At 42.7% G+C, this 20,403-nt stretch carries 16 protein-coding genes, 1 tRNA gene and 1 pseudogene; 3 read left to right on the forward strand and 15 right to left on the reverse strand.

The genetic code is table 11. From position 1 onward, the window contains the following. Positions 1-12: 12 nt before the first annotated feature. From FRE64_RS00370 to hisF, 6 genes are all read right to left on the reverse strand, one after another. On the reverse strand, positions 13-633 hold the full coding sequence (locus tag FRE64_RS00370; protein ID WP_146294146.1) for a class I SAM-dependent methyltransferase: 621 nt from the start codon (positions 631-633) through the stop codon (positions 13-15). Positions 634-635: 2 nt separating this feature from the next. Next, positions 636-1,745 (reverse strand): S-(hydroxymethyl)glutathione dehydrogenase/class III alcohol dehydrogenase, encoded by a 1,110-nt coding sequence (locus FRE64_RS00375; protein WP_146294147.1) that lies wholly within the window; start codon positions 1,743-1,745, stop codon positions 636-638. Between the two features lie 70 nt (positions 1,746-1,815). Further along, positions 1,816-3,216 carry an MFS transporter gene (locus FRE64_RS00380; protein ID WP_146294148.1) on the reverse strand — a complete coding sequence of 467 codons (1,401 nt, stop codon included), beginning with the start codon at positions 3,214-3,216 and terminating at the stop codon, positions 1,816-1,818. 339 nt (positions 3,217-3,555) lie between these two features. Next, positions 3,556-3,628: transfer RNA gene (locus FRE64_RS00385), tRNA-Ala, on the reverse strand. Between the two features lie 80 nt (positions 3,629-3,708). Beyond that, complete coding sequence (locus FRE64_RS00390; protein WP_146294149.1) at positions 3,709-3,891, reverse strand: hypothetical protein; 183 nt, start codon at positions 3,889-3,891, stop codon at positions 3,709-3,711. A gap of 85 nt (positions 3,892-3,976) precedes the next feature. Next, the gene (gene hisF, locus FRE64_RS00395; protein ID WP_146294150.1) at positions 3,977-4,750 is read right to left on the reverse strand and encodes an imidazole glycerol phosphate synthase subunit HisF; all 774 of its coding nucleotides are present in this window, start codon (positions 4,748-4,750) and stop codon (positions 3,977-3,979) included. Positions 4,751-4,785: 35 nt separating this feature from the next. On the opposite strand from hisF, the gene ruvB reads away from it, so the two are divergent. Next, positions 4,786-5,838 (forward strand): Holliday junction branch migration DNA helicase RuvB, encoded by a 1,053-nt coding sequence (gene ruvB, locus FRE64_RS00400; RefSeq protein WP_146294151.1) that lies wholly within the window; start codon positions 4,786-4,788, stop codon positions 5,836-5,838. A gap of 40 nt (positions 5,839-5,878) precedes the next feature. Here the strand turns inward: ruvB and FRE64_RS00405 are convergent, their stop codons facing one another. From FRE64_RS00405 to FRE64_RS00420, 4 genes and pseudogenes are all read right to left on the reverse strand, one after another. Then, entirely contained in the window at positions 5,879-7,861 is a 1,983-nt protein-coding gene (locus tag FRE64_RS00405) for a fumarate reductase/succinate dehydrogenase flavoprotein subunit (RefSeq protein ID WP_146294152.1), read from the reverse strand. Further along, a complete protein-coding gene (locus FRE64_RS00410) occupies positions 7,803-8,642 on the reverse strand; it encodes a succinate dehydrogenase cytochrome b subunit (RefSeq protein ID WP_146294153.1) in 840 nt (279 codons plus the stop codon). Before FRE64_RS00410 ends, FRE64_RS00405 begins: the two co-directional genes overlap by 59 nt. After that, positions 8,639-9,403, reverse strand: coding sequence for a WecB/TagA/CpsF family glycosyltransferase (locus FRE64_RS00415; protein WP_146294154.1), 765 nt, complete (start codon positions 9,401-9,403; stop codon positions 8,639-8,641). Before FRE64_RS00415 ends, FRE64_RS00410 begins: the two co-directional genes overlap by 4 nt. Continuing rightward, positions 9,400-9,713, reverse strand: a pseudogene (locus FRE64_RS00420) (DUF3593 domain-containing protein). Before FRE64_RS00420 ends, FRE64_RS00415 begins: the two are co-directional and overlap by 4 nt. Before the next feature lie 172 nt (positions 9,714-9,885). Between FRE64_RS00420 and FRE64_RS00425 the strand changes: the two are divergent. Together FRE64_RS00425 and FRE64_RS00430 are read left to right on the forward strand one after the other, a co-directional pair. Then, positions 9,886-10,035, forward strand: coding sequence for a chlorophyll A-B binding protein (locus FRE64_RS00425; RefSeq protein WP_390622246.1), 150 nt, complete (start codon positions 9,886-9,888; stop codon positions 10,033-10,035). Positions 10,036-10,108: 73 nt separating this feature from the next. Next, complete coding sequence (locus FRE64_RS00430) at positions 10,109-10,258, forward strand: chlorophyll a/b-binding protein (RefSeq protein ID WP_222597838.1); 150 nt, start codon at positions 10,109-10,111, stop codon at positions 10,256-10,258. Positions 10,259-10,423: 165 nt separating this feature from the next. Here the strand turns inward: FRE64_RS00430 and rpoD are convergent, their stop codons facing one another. From rpoD to FRE64_RS00455, 5 genes are all read right to left on the reverse strand, one after another. Beyond that, the gene (rpoD, locus tag FRE64_RS00435; RefSeq protein ID WP_146294155.1) at positions 10,424-11,623 is read right to left on the reverse strand and encodes an RNA polymerase sigma factor RpoD; all 1,200 of its coding nucleotides are present in this window, start codon (positions 11,621-11,623) and stop codon (positions 10,424-10,426) included. A 245-nt stretch (positions 11,624-11,868) separates the two neighbouring features. Next, positions 11,869-12,072, reverse strand: a complete 204-nt coding sequence (locus FRE64_RS00440) for a hypothetical protein (RefSeq protein WP_146294156.1) — start codon at positions 12,070-12,072, stop codon at positions 11,869-11,871. 136 nt (positions 12,073-12,208) lie between these two features. Continuing rightward, positions 12,209-17,890, reverse strand: a complete 5,682-nt coding sequence (locus tag FRE64_RS00445; protein WP_146294157.1) for a translocation/assembly module TamB domain-containing protein — start codon at positions 17,888-17,890, stop codon at positions 12,209-12,211. A 77-nt stretch (positions 17,891-17,967) separates the two neighbouring features. Then, complete coding sequence (gene glmM / locus FRE64_RS00450; RefSeq protein WP_146294158.1) at positions 17,968-19,392, reverse strand: phosphoglucosamine mutase; 1,425 nt, start codon at positions 19,390-19,392, stop codon at positions 17,968-17,970. 60 nt (positions 19,393-19,452) lie between these two features. Then, positions 19,453-19,827 (reverse strand): DUF1823 family protein, encoded by a 375-nt coding sequence (locus tag FRE64_RS00455; protein ID WP_146294159.1) that lies wholly within the window; start codon positions 19,825-19,827, stop codon positions 19,453-19,455. Between the last annotated feature and the right edge of the window lie 576 nt (positions 19,828-20,403).

The following is a 20,403-nucleotide window of genomic DNA, read 5'->3' on the forward strand; positions in this document are numbered from 1 at the left end:
TCTTACTGAGAATTATTGTACTGTTTTCACGGTCATCATCCCCCAAAACCAATTAATCTTATATTGGTCAACGGAAATATTTTTAAATCCTGCTTGTTCTAGTAAATTGTGTAATTCTTTACTATTATAAGTATAAAAATGCGCCTCATTAAACCAACGCAAATACCAATCTAACAGACGGCAAGTAACAAAATCTCGACACCAATCAGTAATGACTAACTGCCCCCCTGGCTTAAGAACTCGGTGTACTTCTTGTAAGACCATTTGGGGTTGCCGAAAGTAATGAAAGCTATTGGTAGAAATTACTTGTTCAAACTTATTATTAGGAAAAGGAAGCTTATTAGACTCTGCTAGGGATAAATTAACCCCAGGTGGGAGTTTTTCTCTTGCCACTGCTAACATTTCCTCAGAAATATCAATCCCAAACAAATTTTCTGGAGGGATAAACTCAAGCAAATAAGTAAGTAATGTCCCCGTGCCACAAGCCAAATCTAAAATCTTTCCTTCGGGATTTTTTTCTAAACGCTCAATAGTGGCTTTAATGGTTGCTTCCACATAAAAAGACCAGCGTTGATCGTACACTGGTGCGAGATTAGCATACTCTTTAACTGCGGTTTGATCCTTAGAACTCATTGTTAGTAAGTTAAAACCGTGCGAATAGAACTTCCTTCGTGCATGAGATTAAACGCATCGTTAATTTGGTCAATGGGGAGAGTATGAGTAATCAGGGGATCAATATTAATTTTCCCATCCATGTACCAATCCACAATTTTTGGAACATCAGTGCGTCCTCTTGCACCCCCAAATGCGCTTCCTTTCCAAACTCGACCGGTTACTAATTGCACTGGGCGAGTGGAAATTTCTTCTCCGGCTCCAGCTACTCCAATAATAGTACAAACTCCCCAGCCTTTATGACAGCATTCTAGAGCCTGACGCATGACATTAATGTTACCAATACATTCAAAACTATAATCTGCGCCACCATCCGTTAATTCTACTAAATAATTAACAATATCTCCCTTAATTTCATGGGGATTAACAAAGTCAGTCATTCCAAATTGTTCTGCAAGAGGGCGTTTTTGGGGATTAATATCTACGCCGATAATTTTATCAGCACCCACCATTTTTGCCCCTTGAATCACATTTAAGCCAATTCCCCCTAAGCCAAACACAACTACATTGGCTCCGGCTTCTACTTTGGCAGTAAATAAAACTGCTCCAATCCCTGTTGTAACACCGCAACCGATATAACAAACTTTATCAAAGGGCGCATCTTCTCGAATCTTTGCCAAAGCAATTTCGGGTAAAACTGTATAGTTAGCAAATGTGGAAGTGCCCATAAAATGATGCAGTCTTTCCCCATTCAAAGAAAAACGACTGGTTCCATCAGGCATTACCCCCTTTCCTTGGGTAGAACGGATCGCTTGACAAAGATTGGTTTTTTGAGACAAACAGAACTTACACTCGCGACATTCTGGGGTATAGAGAGGAATTACATGATCGCCAGGTTTGAGGCTTTTTACCCCTTTCCCTACTTCTGCAACGACTCCCGCTCCTTCATGCCCTAAAATGCTCGGAAATAGTCCTTCTGGATCTTTTCCAGAGAGAGTATAAGCATCAGTGTGGCAAACTCCTGTTGCCTTAATCTCTACTAAAACTTCTCCTGCTTGGGGCGGATCCAGTTGTACTGTTTCTAGTTTTAAGGGTTGGTTGGCTTCAAAGGCAACAGCGGCTTTAACATCCATGATGGTAATTTGTTGTGCTTGGCTGTGTCTATTTTAGAATAACTTGAACCATTGTTCAGCAATCAATCAATTATTCTTTAGCTGGTTCAGTTGCTAATTTGGGCTTTTTGCCAACGGTTTGTGACTCTTTTGCCACATCCTTAACCCACTGTACTAAAACTGCAGCAATCACCATAGATACACCACCAACAGCAAGAGCAAAGATACGATTATTACTTAAAAGGTTGTCCATCACCCAGCCCAAACCTAAAGCCGCGATAATTTGGGGGATAACAATAAAAGCATTGAAAATTCCCATGTAAATTCCTGTATCCCTCATCGGTAAAACATCTGAGAGCATAGAATAAGGCATAGTTAAAGCACTCGCCCACGCTAACCCAAAACAAGCCATAGGGATTAATAGTAAATAATGATTCTCTACAAATAGTAGGGAAATTAACCCAGCGCCCCCACAGAATAAACTAAAAGCATGGGTAGTTTTACGACTGGTTGCAGCAGCAATGCGAGAGAGAAATAGAGAATAAATAAAACAAACTACATTGTATAGAGCAATACAAATTCCAGCCCATTCAATGCCTTGTTGGTAGAGAGGAGAACTTTCTGTTGTGGCGCCAAAAATTTCATGTCCCACGGCTGGGGGAAAATAGAGAAAGACACAAAAAATGCCTAACCAGGTGAAAAACTGCACCCAAGCTAACTGTTTCATCAACTCAGGCATAGTACGAACCTTATCAAAAATGCCTTTAATGATGCCAAAAACCCCACCTGTATTTTCTTGGCGGTTTTTCAGGGCCTCTAAATCTTGTGGCGGGTATTCTTTCGTGGTGAAAACTGTCCATAAGACAGTGCCTAAAAATACTGCTGCTCCAACGTAATAGGAGATTTTGACGGTACTAGGAATTTCCCCTTCTGGGGTGACCACTTGATTAAAGCCAAACCAATGATTAAGAATCCAAGGGCAAATGGAAGCCATCACTGCTCCCAAGCCAATGAAAAACGCTTGCATCCCAAAACCAAGAGTCCGTTGATTTTTGGGGACTAAGTCAGAAACAAAAGCCCGAAATGGCTCCATACTAATATTGACAGAGGTATCGAGCATCCATAAGGCTCCCGCTGCCATCCATAAACTAGAAGAGTTAGGCATTATAATCAGGGCTATGGAACTAAGAATCGCGCCCAAGAGGAAATAGGGTCGTCTGCGCCCTAATCTTGTCCAAGTGCGGTCACTCATGTAGCCAATAATGGGCTGTGCGATTAACCCACTCATGGGAGCGGCTAACCATAAAATGGGGATTTGTTCAGGATTGGCTCCTAAATATTCATAAATGGCACTGGTATTTGCCATTTGTAATGTCCAACCGAACTGAATTCCGAAGAAGCCAAAACTCATATTCCAGAGTTGGACAAAACCAAGGGGGGCTTTTTTAAATCTTTTTTGCAAGTTTTTAATTTTTTGGACGTTTTGTCTCATATAAGGTTGATATTAGAGTCGTAACTCGTCAGCGATGCCAAACGGTATTTTTCTATAGACAGTCGCTAATTTCGATTTGGTAGGATTTTGCTAGGTTGAGTGTATTGCTTAATAGAGCTCAATTGAATATACTTAAACGTTATTTTAGATTAGCTTTTCTACCTTGCTATCAGTTATACCGCCTCGCACCTGTTTAAATCATCTATCGATCAAAATAAAAAAAAAGCCCAGGTCGGGGGGACTTAAACACTTGCCAGATGAATTAGCCACTATGTATTAACTATGGAAGCGCGTTAATATGACAAAACTGCTACGCTGACGTAGCCCCGCAGAATTAAATGGAGCTAAGCGGACTCGAACCGCTGACCCCCTCAATGCCATTGAGGTGCTCTACCAACTGAGCTATAGCCCCGAGCGCATATATAATCTTCCCCTAGCACTGCTAACTTTGTCAAGGCTTTAGCAGAAATAATTAAGCAGGAGGGAATCATCTTAACCAAGATAGCCTAAACAGCTTCCCATCATGAGAGATGAAAGCATAATGGCTGCAGCCGCCAAGGCGACTAAGGTGCCAGCAAGCATCAGAGAAAATTCCTGATATTCAAATGCTGATTGCATTAGGTGTAATGACCAAGCAACAAGAGCAATATCAAAAATGAGAATAAGTATCAGCATATTTAACAAAATGTAACATTTATTTCTATCTTAATACATAAGTTGCTAACTTTGTTGTTTGCTAGATAATTTTTGTTGAAAAGGATTAAGTAATACGAACAACAACTCCCTGCTGCTGAAGATAATCCTTAATTTCAGAAACCGTTAATTGACCGTAATGTAGGAGAGATGCTAATAGGGCAGCTTCGGCTTTTCCTTCGGTAAAGGCTTCCCCAATATGCTTAACATTGCCAGCACCTCCTGAGGCGATAACAGGAATCTCTACGGCTTCACTAATGGCGCGGGTTAAGGGCAGATCATAGCCTGCTTGGGTTCCATCAGCATCCATGCTAGTTACTAGTAATTCTCCAGCTCCCCGTCTTTCCATTTCCTTTGCCCATGTCAGTGCGTCAATGCCTGTATCTTCTCGTCCGCCACGCACATAAACATCCCAACCTGGATTATCTATACTCTTGCGCCGACGGGCATCAATGGCAATGACAATGGACTGTTTGCCCACTTGCTGACTCGCTTCATTAACTAAATCGGGGTTCCGCACAGCACCTGAGTTAATGCTAACTTTATCTGCCCCCGCTCTTAACAATTTTTTAATATGTTCTAAGGATTGAATGCCACCGCCAACGGTGAGGGGAATAAATACCTGTTCTGCGGTTTGTTGTACTACTTCTAGGATGGTGTCTCGTTCTTCATGGGTCGCTGTAATATCTAAAAAGACTAATTCATCCGCCCCCGCCTCATCGTAGCGTTTTGCTAATTCTACGGGGTCTCCAGCATCACGAAGATTAACAAAATTAACGCCTTTCACGACGCGCCCAGCGTTAACATCGAGGCAAGGTAGAATGCGTTTAGCTAAAACCATTTTAGTTCTTCCAATCAGTTATCATCTGTTTAATTATGGCGATCAAACGTTCCTCAGAACAAGGAAAATCTAAAAATCAAAGTAAAGGGGAGAAAAAACAACGGAATGAGTTGTTACAAAGTAATGCCACTGCTGAGGAAAGTAATAGCAATGAAGACTCTCTACGCCCCCATCGCCTTGATGATTATATTGGACAAAAAGAATTAAAGGCGGTGTTGAGTATTGCCATTACGGCAGCTAAACAACGGGGAGAGGCAATGGATCATTTATTGTTATATGGTCCCCCTGGTTTAGGTAAAACCACCATGTCTCTAATTCTTGCCTCGGAAATGGGAGTACAGTGTAAAATTACTGCAGCTCCAGCCTTAGAACGTCCACGGGATATTACAGGGTTATTGGTGAATTTAAATCCGGGGGATGTGCTGTTTATTGATGAGATTCATCGCCTTAATCGGATTACTGAAGAGTTACTTTATCCCGCGATGGAAGATGGACGGCTTGATATTACAGTGGGGAAAGGACAGAGTGCGAAAACCCGTAGTATTCCTTTAGTGCCGTTTACTTTAGTGGGGGCAACAACAAGGGTGGGATCGTTAACTTCTCCCCTGCGCGATCGCTTTGGGATGATTCAGCGGTTACAGTTTTATGAGTTGGATGAGTTAACTGAAATTGTTTTACGCACTGCCCAAGTATTAGAAACTGAGATTGTTTTGGAAGGGGCAAAAGAAATTGCAGCGCGATCGCGCGGTACTCCTCGTATTGCTAACCGTCTCCTCAAAAGAGTGCGTGATTATACCCAAGTTAAGGAATTAGGAACGATTACTGAAGATATTGCTGCGGAAGCTCTAGAATTATTCCAAGTGGATCAAATGGGCTTAGACTGGACAGATCGCCTGATTCTCAATACCATGATTGACCAGTTTCATGGGGGACCTGTGGGACTAGAAGCGGTTGCTGCTGCCACAGGAGAAGATTCTCTCACCATTGAAGACGTTTATGAGCCTTATTTATTACAAATTGGCTTTTTACAACGAACTCCAAGAGGACGCATGGTTACAGATAAGGCAATGCAGCATTTGGGATACTGAGAATCGCTATAGAACCTGTTTTTTGATGAAATAAAGCGCATTACTGATAAGATCGCGTGGAAAAGTTCACTTCCTCATAAATTAGCGGCTCTTTATGGAGAATGGGTGGTTGTTCATCTCCTGCAAATTCCCAAATGGAAACAAAAGCAAAATCTTGATCATTTCGTTTCGCTTCCCCTGCGGATAAGAACCCATTTTTTACTTCCTTATCTTCTTCTGTATATTGATGTTCTACTCGAAAATGACTGCCACAAGACTCCTCACGGTGTAACGCATCGCGACACATTAACTCCCCAAACTCAATAAAATCAGCAATTCGCCCTGCTCTTTCTAACTCTTGATTAAAGTCCTCCCCTCCTACGATTTTAACGGTTTGCCAAAATTCTTCTTTAAGGGCAACAATCTCACTTAACGCTTTTTTCAAGCCTTCTTGACTCCTTACTAAACCGCATTCATTCCAAAGAATCTCACCAATGCGCTGATGAAAATAACGGGGACTGGCTTTCCCATGATGCTTGTTCTTTAAAAGCCGTTTAATCCTATCTTTTGCCTCAGTTTCCGCTTGAGAAAACTCAGGGAGATCAGTTGTGACTTTTCCTGCATTAGAAAGCCCTTGACTGGCTAAATAATGACCCACTGTGTAGGGCAAAATAAAATAACCATCGGCTAATCCCTGCATCAACGCCGACGCGCCCAGACGATTTGCCCCATGATCCGAAAAATTGGCTTCTCCAGCAACAAAAAGCCCTGGAATATTACTTTGCAGATTATAATCCACCCAAAGCCCCCCCATGGTGTAATGAACAGCAGGATAAATCATCATTGGGGTTTGTTTGGGGTTATCCCCTGTAATTTGCTCATACATGGCAAATAAGTTGCCATAGCGTTCAGAAATGGGCTTCTCACCGATACGCTCGATAGCATCATGAAAGTCTAGGAATACGCCATAACCGGTGGTTCCCACCCCTCGCCCTTGATCACAAACTTCTTTCGCTGCCCGAGAAGAAATATCTCTAGGGGCAAGATTACCAAAACTGGGGTATTTACGCTCTAAATAATAGTCTCTCGCCTCTTCTGGTATGTTGTGGGGAGAAATAGCGCGATCGCGCAACTTTTGAGCCATTTCAGGGTCTTTTGGCACCCAAATCCGTCCATCATTACGCAGTGACTCTGACATTAAAGTTAGCTTGGACTGTTGTTTCCCATGAACAGGAATACAAGTCGGATGAATCTGGGTGTAACAAGGATTCGCAAATCCTGCCCCTTTACGGTAAGCGCGATAGGTAGCTGTTACATTACAGCCTTGAGCATTGGTGGAAAGAAAATAAGCATTACTATATCCCCCTGTACAAAGAATGACACAATCCCCTGCCCAACGATTCATTTCCCCCGTTACCAGATTACGGGTTATAATCCCTTTGGCTTCTCCCTCTACCAGCACTAATTCCAACATTTCGTGACGGCTGTACATTTTGACTTGCCCATTGCCAATTTGCCGACTTAATTGCTGGTATGCGCCTAAAAGCAGTTGTTGCCCAGTTTGTCCACGGGCGTAGAAAGTACGACTAACTTGTGTTCCCCCAAAGGAACGATTGGCTAATAAGCCCCCATATTCTCGGGCAAAAGGAACGCCTTGGGCTACCATTTGGTCAATGATATTAACGCTAACTTGGGCGAGGCGATAAACATTAGCTTCCCGAGAACGATAGTCTCCTCCTTTAATCGTGTCGTAAAAAAGGCGATATATGGAGTCCCCATCATTTTGATAGTTTTTTGCGGCATTTAATCCCCCTTGGGCGGCGATGGAGTGGGCGCGACGAGGGCTATCTTGATAACAAAAGCAACTCACCTGATATCCCATTTCTCCCAGAGAAGCGGCTGCTGATGCGCCAGCTAATCCAGTTCCGACAACAAGAATGTGATATTTTCGTCGATTATTCGGGCTAACTAACTTTAATTGCGATTTATGGTTGTCCCATTTTTCGGCTAAGGTGCCGAGGGGAATGTTGGACTGGAATTTCATTTTGAGAATAGTCAATGATAATCGGGCTTTCACCATCCCAAGTTTCAATTTGGGCTAAAACAGGCTGAGTGGGTAGCAAGATATTACTGGTTTCTGCAATTAATACCGCAAAGGGAATCGAGGTAAACCCCAGAAATAAAATCGTGCCAAACCACCAAGCTATCTCATGCAAATGGTAACGAATACGCTCATTTCGTAGCCCTAAGGTTTGGAAAATACTGTTCGCCCCATGGGATAAATGCCAGCATAATAACCCCATGGCAATGATATAAAATCCTGAGATATACCAAAATTGACTAGAAAAGCCATAAATCATCATGGCATAGACATCTTGCACGGTTTTTTCTTCCATCTCATAGGTAAGCATCTGAAATTCAGGATGAAGACTTTGAACAGTGAAGTGTAGCAAATGGAAGATAATATACACCAAGAGGATAAAACCGCTAATCCCCATATATCGGGAAGCACTACTGGCTTGTAGCCAACGGTTTACCACATATTTTTGCGGACGAGCCGCGCGATTTTCCAGTTTTAAGAGGGCTGCCATCCAGATATGAAGCCCTACCATTAGTAGCAAGCCTAAACGAAATGCCCAACGTAAGGGAGAGGGAATCACATGATGGAGAAAATAGGCGTATTGATTCATTGCTTCTGGGGAAACAAACATTTGGAGATTGCCTACCATGTGTGCGAAAACAAACCCCATGAGGGCAATTCCTGTTAACGCCATCAAATATTTTTTGACGAGAGAGGGAATTTTCCGAGAGGTGCGAAGACTCATCGAGAAGCGTTATTTCCTTGAGTGAGAACAGCCCAGGCAAATTGCGGTAACACTAGCATTCGTTGCCAACGAGAAGGCTCTTGATAAAATCGGTATAACCATTCTAAATTATGCTCACAAAACCATTGGGGAGCGCGTGGTTTTGAACCTGACCAAATATCAAATGCTCCACCAATGCCAATCCATGTTGAATTGGGGCAAAGATGGCGATTTTCAGCAATCCAGAGTTCTTGACGGGGAACTCCTAATCCCACAAGGATTAAACGGGGTTGTTTAGCTTGTAAGGTTTCACAAAGTTCGGTTTGTTCCTTGGGAGAAAGATAGCCATGTTGGGTGTGAATAGAAAGCTGTGGATATTGATGTTGCCAGTTTTTCGCAGCGATCGCGGCTCGTTCTGGTTCTCCCCCATAGAAAAAAATCTCTTCTGAAGCCTCATTTTCAGCCATTTTCGATATGAGGGCGGCGGCTAGTTCAATCCCGGGGTAACGCTGCTGTTTTTTCCCTTGCAGACGTAAAGAAAGGACAACTCCTGCCCCATCTGGGATCACTAAATCGGCTTGCGCGATCGCGCTGGCAAGTTCGGGATGTTTTCGCGCTAACATCACCATTTCCGCATTTAGCGTCACCACATGAGTGCCTTTTCCCTCTTCATAACGGGTTTGAAGCCAAGCTAGATAGTCTGAGAGAAGATGCACTTTGATGCCTAATACCGTTTCGGTTTCAGGATGGCAAAGAGAATTAGTCTGGGAGGAAAAAGTCATTGCGATTTTTCTTGATCCGAGGAAGACTGTTTATATTTTTCGATCGCGATGGCAAATCCTAACGCAACCAGAATGTTAGACAGGGTGAGAAAAACTCAGCACTCCCGTGTAACCAATCCACATTTGCTAGGGATTCTCCGTAAGAGCGTTGGGCATAAATACCAGCAGGGATTGTCACCAAAACAAATAATAACAGAATATAGAAGCCAATGAGGGCTAAACGAGGAACTTGGCGCGATCGCGTGAGAAACCACAAAAAACCAAGATAAGGAAATAAAGAAGCCGCAAAAAGCGTTTGTTTGTCAAGCATTAGCTCAAATTTCTCCCAAAAACAATAGTTTGCAACCGTAGCACGAAAAAGCAATTAATGAGATTCAAAAAAACAATGGTTCTATTCCTTACAGATGATTGCTATCTTTACAAAATTTAGTTACATTTGTTTACAGAAGTTAAAGAAAGTAATCATTCACTCAGAGGTCATCATGGAAGAAAATCCCAACGATTTTAAATTTGGTTTCAACGTAGGTGCTGAAAACTGGAACGGTCGTTTAGCCATGATTGGCTTCATTGCCGCTCTCTTAACCGAAATTCTTAGTGGACAAGGTGTTCTCCACTTCTGGGGACTCCTCTAAATTTAGTCAAGTTATCCCATACACATCTACTGACAAAATTTACGGCACATTTCTTATTCTCTCGGAGGTCATTATGGAAGAAAATCGCAACGATTTCAAATTTGGTTTTAACACAGCTTCTGAAAACTGGAACGGTCGTTTAGCCATGATTGGCTTCATTGCCGCTCTCTTAACCGAAATTCTTAGTGGACAAGGTGTTCTCCACTTCTGGGGACTCCTCTAAGTCCTTTCGTTAGCATTTAGTCTAGGGAAGAAGGGACGATTCCCTTCCTGACCTATGCTAACAGTTGTCAGCTTTATCCATGCACAAAGCATAATTATATCAACTAGCTGGGAAGAAATGTCAAACCCAGCTTTTATTTTTTTAACAATCCTTATTTTAATTTTTCTAAGTCCGAATATATTCTTTGAGAATGCTGTTACGGTTAGGATGACGTAATTTTCTTAGAGCTTTCGCTTCAATTTGGCGGATACGTTCGCGAGTAACATTAAAAATTTGCCCAATTTCCTCTAAAGTTTTCATCCGCCCATCTTCTAAGCCATAGCGCAGACGGAGAACATCTCGTTCGCGGGGGCTAAGGGTATCAAGGACATCTTCTAAATCTTCTCGCAGTAGGCTTTTAGACACTTCATCTTCTGGTGTTTCCCCATCCGCTTCAATAAAGTCACCTAAACGGGAATCTTCCTCTTTGCCAATGGGGGTTTCTAAAGAAATCGGAAGTTGCGCCGATTTAGCAATAAAGCGTAACTTTTCGATAGTCATTTCCATCCGTTCCGCGATTTCCTCCTCAGTGGGCTTACGTCCCAACTCTTGAGAAAGAACCTTTGTCGTTTTCTTAATGCGAGAAATCGTTTCATAAAGGTGAACCGGGAGGCGGATCGTACGAGATTGATCCGCGATCGCGCGAGTAATTGCTTGTCGAATCCACCAGGTGGCATAAGTGGAAAACTTATAGCCCTTCTCGTGATCAAACTTTTCGGCAGCGCGAATTAGTCCTAAAGAGCCTTCTTGAATCAAATCCTGAAATGATAAGCCGCGATTCATATATTTTTTGGCAATGGACACTACCAGCCGTAAATTAGACTGCACCATTTTTTCTTTCGCGCGTCGCCCCAGCATTAAGCGTCGGCGAAACTTCGGCAGAGGCATATCAACTTCTTGCGCCCATTCCTCAAGCGTTGGTTCAGAGCCAATCGTTGCTTCTAACTCCGTGCGTTTGCGCTCTAATTCCAGCAAATCCGCAATTTTGCGAGCCAATTCAATTTCTTCATCCGCTCGTAATAAACGAATGCGACCAATTTCTTGCAAATAAAGTCGAATGGAGTCCTCAGTATAGGATTTTTTCTCTGTTTCATCAGACTTATCCGGCTTAGAAGAAGTATTTGCTTCCACTACCTTGGGCAAAGATTCATCCGTTAAATCCACATCTGTGGTTTCTTCCAACATTTCTTGATCCAAGTCAGAAGCCGTGGGCTCTACCTCCACCTCAATGGTATTGCCTTGGGCTGCCTCGCGACTTTGTTCTTCAATTAAACGCTCTAATTCGTTTTTATGCTGTTGCTGGCTGGTTAGTGTATTTACCTGCATAAGGCTTGTTTTCCTTTTACTCCTTACTATTTTCACCACTAGAACAATGATGATCAATGGTTAAGTGCAATTTAATTATTGTGTTTCCTAGTTGCTTCCTCAAGAAGCTCAGTTATCGAAATTTCTCTCCTTAGAGGGAAGCCTTGAAAAGGAAAGACCTAGCCATGATTGTAGCTTTTCTTACAAAAATGACAACTTGTTATCGATAATTCATTTCTCAAGGATTAAGATTATCTCTTTAATTATCATTCAATATTAATGGTTTGTGGAGCTTGATCTTCAGAAGAAGACGCAGCCTGAGTCGTTTTCCCCCCTTGCTGTTCCAACCAGCTTTTAAGAGGTTCTTGGTCAGGGCTGAGGCGTAAGCTCCCCGATACTAAGCCTCCTAAAAAGCTAATCGGTTGTTGGGTTAGTTCCTTAAAAATTGGGGTCAGCTCGCTTAACATCATAGCAACACTGAAAAAAATTCATAATAAAGATGATTGATCAGTTTAATTCTAACGCTTTGCAATGATTGTGACTTCCTTGTTTATCTTTTTTACGCAAACAAGCGCCCTACTCCAATCACTAATCACCAATAGCGAATTAGAAGCGAGTTTCGTACTCCATAATAAAACTGCTATTATCAGAAAAGTCAGTTGACCCCCTTAGCAGAATGGAATCATCTAAACGATACCTCACACTATATTGAATTGGTTGATTAGCATCAAAAATTGTTAAAACTGATAGAGAAAAATCATTGCTAATGTCAATTCCAGCTTCTGCACCAAATCCTAATGTAGATCTAGTGCCATCTTCTCCATCTTCTAGTTCTGTAGGAATTAGCGTGGGAAAAAGACGAAATTCACTTAAGCCTAAAGCATCCCCAATTGTAGCTTGAAAAGCCCCAAATAAAGCAGAACCAGCAATATCAGCTAGTCCTAACGCCGTCTCTTCTCCAAAAGTCCTAGCTAATCCTCCACCGAGAAGGGCAAGAATTTGTGTTTCACTACGAGGAGGCTCACTTCTAAGGGTTAAAATGTCATCATTTGTCGTTAAAGTCCCTGGCTGTAATTCACTAGCACGACCCTGTACAAGAGCCTCAATTTGAATAGAGCGTAAAGTCCCCACTGATCTATCTAGGGGCTGATCCCGAACTTCTGTACCAGTATCACCACGTCCAATGCTTCCTTGAGTTTCGGAGACAGACGTAATTAGACGGATATCTAATGTTGGATCAAAACCTTGAGCGGGAATAAAGGTTGCGGTTTGCTCATGATCTCTTGCTAACCGAAACTGAGCTAACCCGAAATTGACTTGACCCCGACGCAAATTAATTGTTCCTTGAGGCTGGATATTATCAAGACTTCCATTCAAAACTAAACTTCCATCTGCCAGAAAATCTAGAATCGGTTGGCGAGTCACATTAACCTCATCCGCGAGGGTAATTCTTAAATCTCTAAATCCAATATTGGCTCCGTTTTCTTGACCATTGAGTCCTTGACCATTTTGAGCAATTCCATTTTCTTCTTCCTCCTCAGCTAAGATAACTTCTCCTTGTGAAACTGTAATATCACCGCCTATTTCTGGCTCGATCGCGCTTCGACCAATATTGACTTCTCCTGCCACATTTCCCTGATAAAGATTCGGTAAATCAACAGCTAAATTGTCTAAACTAATATCAAGACTTTCGGGAGACGCTGCTGGATTAAATAATGCTAGCCCTCCTGTCATGTTGACTTCTCCTCCACCTAAATCAGCATTAAATTGTTCTACACTTAGCTGATCCAAATTAAAGTTAACTAGCGTATTAATATTTGTTAAAGGTTGTGGCAGAATGGCTGTACTAATGCTAGCGTCCGATAGATTTAGCACCCCTTCTGTTGTTAACTGTTCAATCTGGAAATCTTCGGGATCAAAGGGGCCACTGATCGCCAGATTCGCATCACCTGTTCCTCCTTCCCAAGCTAATTGTCCATCACTAATGACATCAAGGAGAGCAAACCCATCATCTTGGAGACTAATTTCAATGTTTAAATTATCAGAAGCTGGAGGAACTTCAGCAAAAGGAAGTTGATAAGGAATTTCACCGACTACAGTCAGTGGTTCACTTTCAGGTGTGAGTAAACCCCGAGCAAAGAAATTTAACTCCGAGTTACTGTAGCTAAAACTTCCCTGTACTGTATCAATCGGTCTTTCATTAAGCGTTGCCTCAGCGACGCGCAATTCCCCCCGAGAAGTGGGATTATCAGGACTACCAGCCACCGTTGCTGTCCCATTAATGAAGCCACTAACGCCAACAAATTCTGGTAGTTCCACAATATTTTGTAACGCTGCCACAGGCACTTCATTGACTTCTACCTGACCTGATTGGTTGTCTCCGCCAAATGTTCCTCTCAGATTAACAAAGCTCTCTCCCGAAGCAAAACGTAAAGGCAGTAGGGTAATTACACCATTATCTAAATTCCCCCGTGCCGTGACTGTTTCTGCTGCATAAGGGCCCCATTGCCAGCGTTCTCCATCAATCTCCCATTCTGCTTGAATGTCAGCTAGATCAAAAGAACTTCCTTGCACAGCAACTTGACCCGTAAAATTCCCTTGAGCTAAATCAAGAGAAGGGATGAGAGGGGCTGTATCTTGATTCACTTGCATTTGGTCAAGGAGGGCTCTAATTTCCGAGAAGCGTCGCAGTTGAGTTTCTAGGGGTTGGTCTTGAACGCTAACTGAAGTCACATCAAGATCCTCAGCACCTCCATAGCGAGGAGTGAGAAAGTCCTCACCAAAATCAGCAAAATCAAAAACTTGTATTGCTGTCAGAATATCCTCAATCCGTCCCTGTTCAATATCAAGATTGCCCTGAAATTCAGGAGTGGTTTCGGTGAAAGTGAGACGACCATCAGCATGATATCTGCTTTCATTTTGGATTAAGGTGGCTTCGGTAACATCTAAAGTATCGTTGCGGTAAGAGAAAGTGGCGGCAACGCGATCGCTGTTAAATCGTCCCAATGCTGGATTGAGTAAGGCTAAGTCTCCCGATACCCAAAAATCCTCTAAATTAACTGCTAAATCTCCGTCTAATGTTCCTGAAGCTGGCTGTTCCGCGAACTCTTCGGGTAAGGGGGCAAAATCTCTTAATAAATCTATGGGCAACTCCCTTAAACTCACCATTAAATCATCTTCTTCTCGGTTTCCTTCTGCTAGGGCTTCCTGATATTTCACCCGAAAAGAAGCAGGTTCTAAAGGTAGAAAATCCCTTTCTGTTGGCGAGAGTAAAGCAAATTGAATTTGATCAGCGTCCTCTTCATTGCCCTGTAAATTAAATCTCACCCCTTCTTCCGCGTTGGCTGAAATCGTTCCTGTCATTTCAGGATCAAAGATAAAGCGGTTTAAGGCAAAATCATCTAAGCGAATATCTCCCTCAACTTGAGGATTTCTAACATTGCCTTGAATTTCTCCAGCAAAACCAGCTAACCCTTCGAGATTCAATGCTCCAATGGCTTCAGGTTCTGGAATAGGCAAGGCAGCTAAATCTAAATTTTGAGCATCAACTGCTAAATCAGCATTTTCAATAATGTCTGCTCCCTGTTGTTCTAAATCTATTGCCACCGTTCCCTCAGCAAAAAAGTTCTCTGCTTCCGCTTCTTCTAAAACCACCTGGCGACCATCCCACCGCAGGCGAGTGCTTAACGGTTCCCGAACTAAACTTACTCCCTGATCAAAGTCTAAATTGGCTTGTGCGGTAATCCCAGTAGGAGATAAATCAGCTAAATTACCTTGCGCTCTTACTTCACCAGCGACTCCTCCTCGTAACTCATCAGAGAGTTGAGCTAATTCTAAATTCTCAGGGATTGCGACTAATTCAAATGCTCCCTCTTGTAAGCGCATCGTTGTTGCTCGAATCCTTCCATCTAAAATACCTTTCAGTTCTCCTGATCCCTCAACACTAACCCCTTCTGGCGTGAGATCATCTAGAGTTCCTTGGGCAGTTAATTGGGTATCAAAGAGTGTTCCTTGCAGTTGAGCGGGAACATCAGGGAGTAAGCGTCCAACATCTAAATTACTTGCATCAATCTCGCCTTCCCAATTGCCATTACTGAGACGTGCATTATCAAAGTTGATCCGACTCGGTTGGCGACCCACAACATTCAGAACCCCCGAACCTTCCACCGTTAACCCTTCTAGAGTGAGATCATCAATGGTTCCTTGGGCTGTAAGTTGCGTATCTAAGCGAGTCCCTTGAAGTTGTACTGGAAGCTCCTGAGTAAAGCGTCCCACCTCTAAATTACGAACCCCGATATCCCCACGCCAGTTACCTGCGCTAAGACTTAAATTACTCAGGTTAATTTCACTGGTTTCGCGACCTGTAAGAGTAATCGCCCCAGAGCCTCTTCCTTCTATCTTATTCAGATCAAACTCTCTAATATCAGCAGCTACTTGCAACTGCGCTGATAGTAATTCATTAAATTCCTCAGGGGTTTCAGGGGCAATAAAACCTAAAGGAAGGTTAGTAATATCAAGATTAGCATCGAGTTGACCTTGGCTTAAATTAATGGCTGTCGCCGCTAATTGCCCTTCCGGAATCGTGAGTTCCCCTCTTCCACTAAGGGTAATCTTTTCTGGAGAAAAATCAGCGAGATCGCCGCCAAATGCTAATTCTCCTGAAATGGGATTTTGTAACTGCGAGGGAACATTAGGGGCAATTCTCTCAGGTTGAATCCCCTCGATATTAATCATTCCTTGGAGACGACCTTCTAATAATTGCAGTTGAGAAACTCTCACTTCTCCATTGGCAATGGCAAGGCTAGCCTCTCCTTGTCCGCTTAAATTTTGCCAGTCACGCAATTTACCACTAATTTGAGTTGTTGCATTCAAAGTTCCTAAATCAGAAGGTAAATCAGGCTGATAGGGGCGAATGATCTCTCCTGCAACGTCTTGCACTTCTACATCAAGATCAATGGCTTGTTCTGAAGTCAAGTCTAAATCACCTTGGGCGATGATATTTCCCCCTGCTTGGGGATTCGCCTGAAAGTTTTGTATTAATAATTGGTTGCCCTGTAAAGAAAGTTGGCTTTGAACTTGACTAAATGGAACTTGGTCAATAACCGCAGTTTCAGTGTTGTTGGCAAAAATATCCAGTTGGGGATCATTTAACGCTCCACTGAGGGCAAGGTTACCTGCGATGGTTCCACTAAGCGGAATTTCAGGTTGATCTATTTCAAATGCCGAAAAAATTCCCTCGATGGAAGTGGGGGCAATATCGGCGGTTAAATCATAGCCAGTTGCAAGATTAATTGTGCCTTCTGCAACTCCTGCCAATTCTCCAAATTGGGTTTCTAAGTTTTCAAAAATAATGTCTCTATCTGAAAAGCGTACTTGGGCATTTGTCTCTTGAAAAGGAGTATTAAAAGGTTCTACTTGCAGAGCAGCGTTTCTTACTTCAGCCGTTCCTTCCAGTTTAGGTAGCCTATCATTGAGAAAAAAGCTAATTTCAGTTTCAGCGTTGAGTGTTCCATCTAAAACGTTTACAGGAAAATCTAGCAGTCTTCCAAGTTCCCCCACTGCAAACTCGCTAGTATTTAGCGACAGGGCAATTTCTTCCGTTTCGAGATTGGCTTCTCCTTCTAAATCAATCCTGCCGCTAGTATCTGTAGGGGTTAAGTTTTCTACCTGAAAGGGAAAGCGTTGGTTATTATCGAGAAATTGGCTATTGAGTTCAGTGAAATTAAGGTTAACAGGAGATTCTAATTCCCCTGCTTCATTCCGAGGAGAAAGACTAAGGCTAGCATTTTCAACGTTGAGACGATTCAGCCTAATATCAATAATTCCGGGAGGCTGTTCGGTGAAGTCGGTGGTTAACCATTCTCCTTCTTCTGTTTGTTCGACTATAATTTCGGGATCAACAAGGGTAACTTCTAGGTCTAAAGCCTGTTCTGTAATGACCGTAAAGGGCGTAAAATTAACGGCAACTGCAGGGATGGTCACTTGTTCCGAGTGTTCGTCAGTGGCGGGAAGGGTGGTTTCCCCAAAACGTAGAGAAGTGAGAGAAAAGGATTCTACATTGCCAACTTCTACAGGACGTGAGAAGATGCCAGAAAGAGCATTGGCAACGGTTTGCGGTAATTGACGATAAATTAAATACCAACCCACACTGATTCCACCTCCCAGCCCCAGTAGAAGCAAGATCAATAGCAACAAACGCCATCGCTTAGGTTCTTGGGGAGGAAGGCTTTGTTGGGAGGAAGTTTCCTCAGAGGAAGGATCAGGTTGAGAGTTTTCGTTAAACGTCATTGCAGTTCTCCGCGAAGGAGGTCTTTAGCTGTTATGATAGCAGCAAATGTGCTGAATCTCCCTCAAAGCCCTTATGCTTAGGAATAATGGCTTACGGAATTGACCAAATTTTGATGCACGGTTTGAACCAACTGATGACTCCAGTGGTTGGCAATTTCCCACTCATAGGCTTCTACCATGACCCGAATGAGAGGTTCAGTTCCTGAAGCCCGAATTAAAACCCGTCCTTGATCGCCCATGGCTTGTTCGGCTTGCGCGATCGCGCTTTGCAGAGCATCACAGTCTTCCCAAGCACACCGTCGTTGGGCATCTTCAACGCGAACATTGGTTAATAATTGGGGATAGGTTTCAAAACTTTCATCTCGCATTTGACTTAAAGACATTCCCAGTTCCTGCGTTAAACAGGCTAAATGGAGGGCAGTTTGTACGCCATCCCCACTACAATTATAGTGATGACAGATGACATGACCTGATTGTTCTCCTCCAAGCATTGCCCCAGTTTCCCACATTTGAGCTTGCACGTGCTGATCGCCTACAGGAGTGCGGATTAACTGACCGCCCTGTTTTGACCAAGCGTGTTCAAAGCCTAAATTTGCCATCACTGTTGCCACTAATAAGTTATCAGGGAGTTGCGCCTGATTTTTGAGCAAGTTCCCCCAAAAATAGAGAATATAATCCCCATCCACTACGCGCCCTTGGTTATCTACTGCTAAAACGCGATCGGCATCTCCATCAAAGGCAAAGCCCATATCCGCTTGTGTTTCACAGACAGCTTGCTGTAAGACATTGAGATGGGTAGAACCACAGTCAACATTAATGCGATCACCATCGGGGCTATCATGGAGGGGGATCACTTCTGCGCCCATTTCTTGAAATAAACTCGGGGCAATTTCCACACAAGCCCCCCATGCTAGGTCTAAAACAATTTTCAACCCGTCTAAAGGACGTTCATGGGGTAAAGATTGTTGTAAGGCTGTGGTGTATTTTTGGACTAAGCCTTGACGGGGATAATGTTGTCCCCAGTTGACATCGTGGGTAATCGTTGGCTTTTCTCCTCTCACCCCTGCTTCAATAGCACTGGCTTCGGTTTTGCTTAATTTTGTGCCATTAGCACTAAAAAACTTAATTCCATTATCTTCAGGAGGGTTATGGCTCGCCGAAATCATAATGCCCCCAATTGCGTCGGTATTAGCGGTTAAATAGGCAACACAGGGAGTGGGACATAAGCCTAAATTCCACACTTCTAAACCTGATGCGGTTAAACCTGCGGTGAGAGACATGGCAAGCATATCACTAGAATTACGAGAGTCTTGCCCGATCGCGATCGCGCCCTTACCATATTTTTCTTGATACACTTGTCCAGCCCAATACCCCACAGCTAGGGCTAAAGGGGCTGTTAATAAGTTTCCAGCCTTACCACGAATGCCATCTGTTCCAAATAACTTACTTTTAGGCAATTGGGACAAATTGAGAAAAGAATTAGAGCTAACAGCAACGACCATTTCTAAACTCCTCACACAAAATAATTTATCTAGGAGGATAGCACGATTCGGATAATTCCGTTAATCAAGTAGTCCCTGTTCCTGCATATAGCTTAATAGCCAGTTTGCCATAGTTGCCCGTCTGGTTTCTCTGGGGCCAAACTCCCCAATTTTATAACCCTTGAAACCTAACTTTTGCTTTAAGAGTTGTTTATTCGGCTTTGGGATTGAGCGTGTCAGCTTTACAATGGCTGGACGACTTTCAATGAAATCAGGGGGCTGAGGATACGTTTCTTGCCACTCAGATGCTACTGCCTCGTTGTTCCAGACTTGGCGTTCAGGATCGTATCGATAGCCCAGATAATACCATACTAACTGATTAACCGTTGCATCAGAAATCTCTTCATTTAAGATCCCCCAAATTGTGTCTTGAGTCAGTGGCGGTAAACTATCCATAATTTCCCTCTATAATTATTAACAATACTATAACTTCATTGCGACAAGAAAATAGCATAAACCCATTCCAAAAAAATTGTCATATATTGTATAACTTAGTGGGTCATCAAGTTTGTTTTGATGAATAGTATTTTTGCGAAAAGGTTGAACCATAGCAATTTTCAGCTTAATCAGCTCTTCATTTCTAAGTTGACAGCCCACTAGACTGTTTTAAAATCTTCCTTAGAGCCGTTTTCAATCTCATGAGGTACTTTTTTAATGGTTTGGTTCTTTGTTGTTTGTAAACCAATGACTAATGACTAGTGACTAAGTTTGTACCTCAACCAACCAAGAAACGCTATATGTTGCTGGGTAATAGGAAAGTCAATGGTGGGGTCAAAGATCACAATAGCTATTATCTATGTTCTGCAACTGGTTACGTATTTCTAGTTGTTTTTTCTAAGCTAGTAGCTAAAATCTCTTTTACATCTCCATGACTATTAGAAAATTTATTTCATAGAATTGATCCTTATGGTTAAACTTTTTGCCCACCTTTGCCGAAAAATTCATGCTTCCTTGTCTCGTTCTCAGAAGCAA

It is taken from the genome of Euhalothece natronophila Z-M001 (assembly GCF_007904085.1).
GTDB lineage: Bacteria > Cyanobacteriota > Cyanobacteriia > Cyanobacteriales > Rubidibacteraceae > Halothece > Halothece natronophila.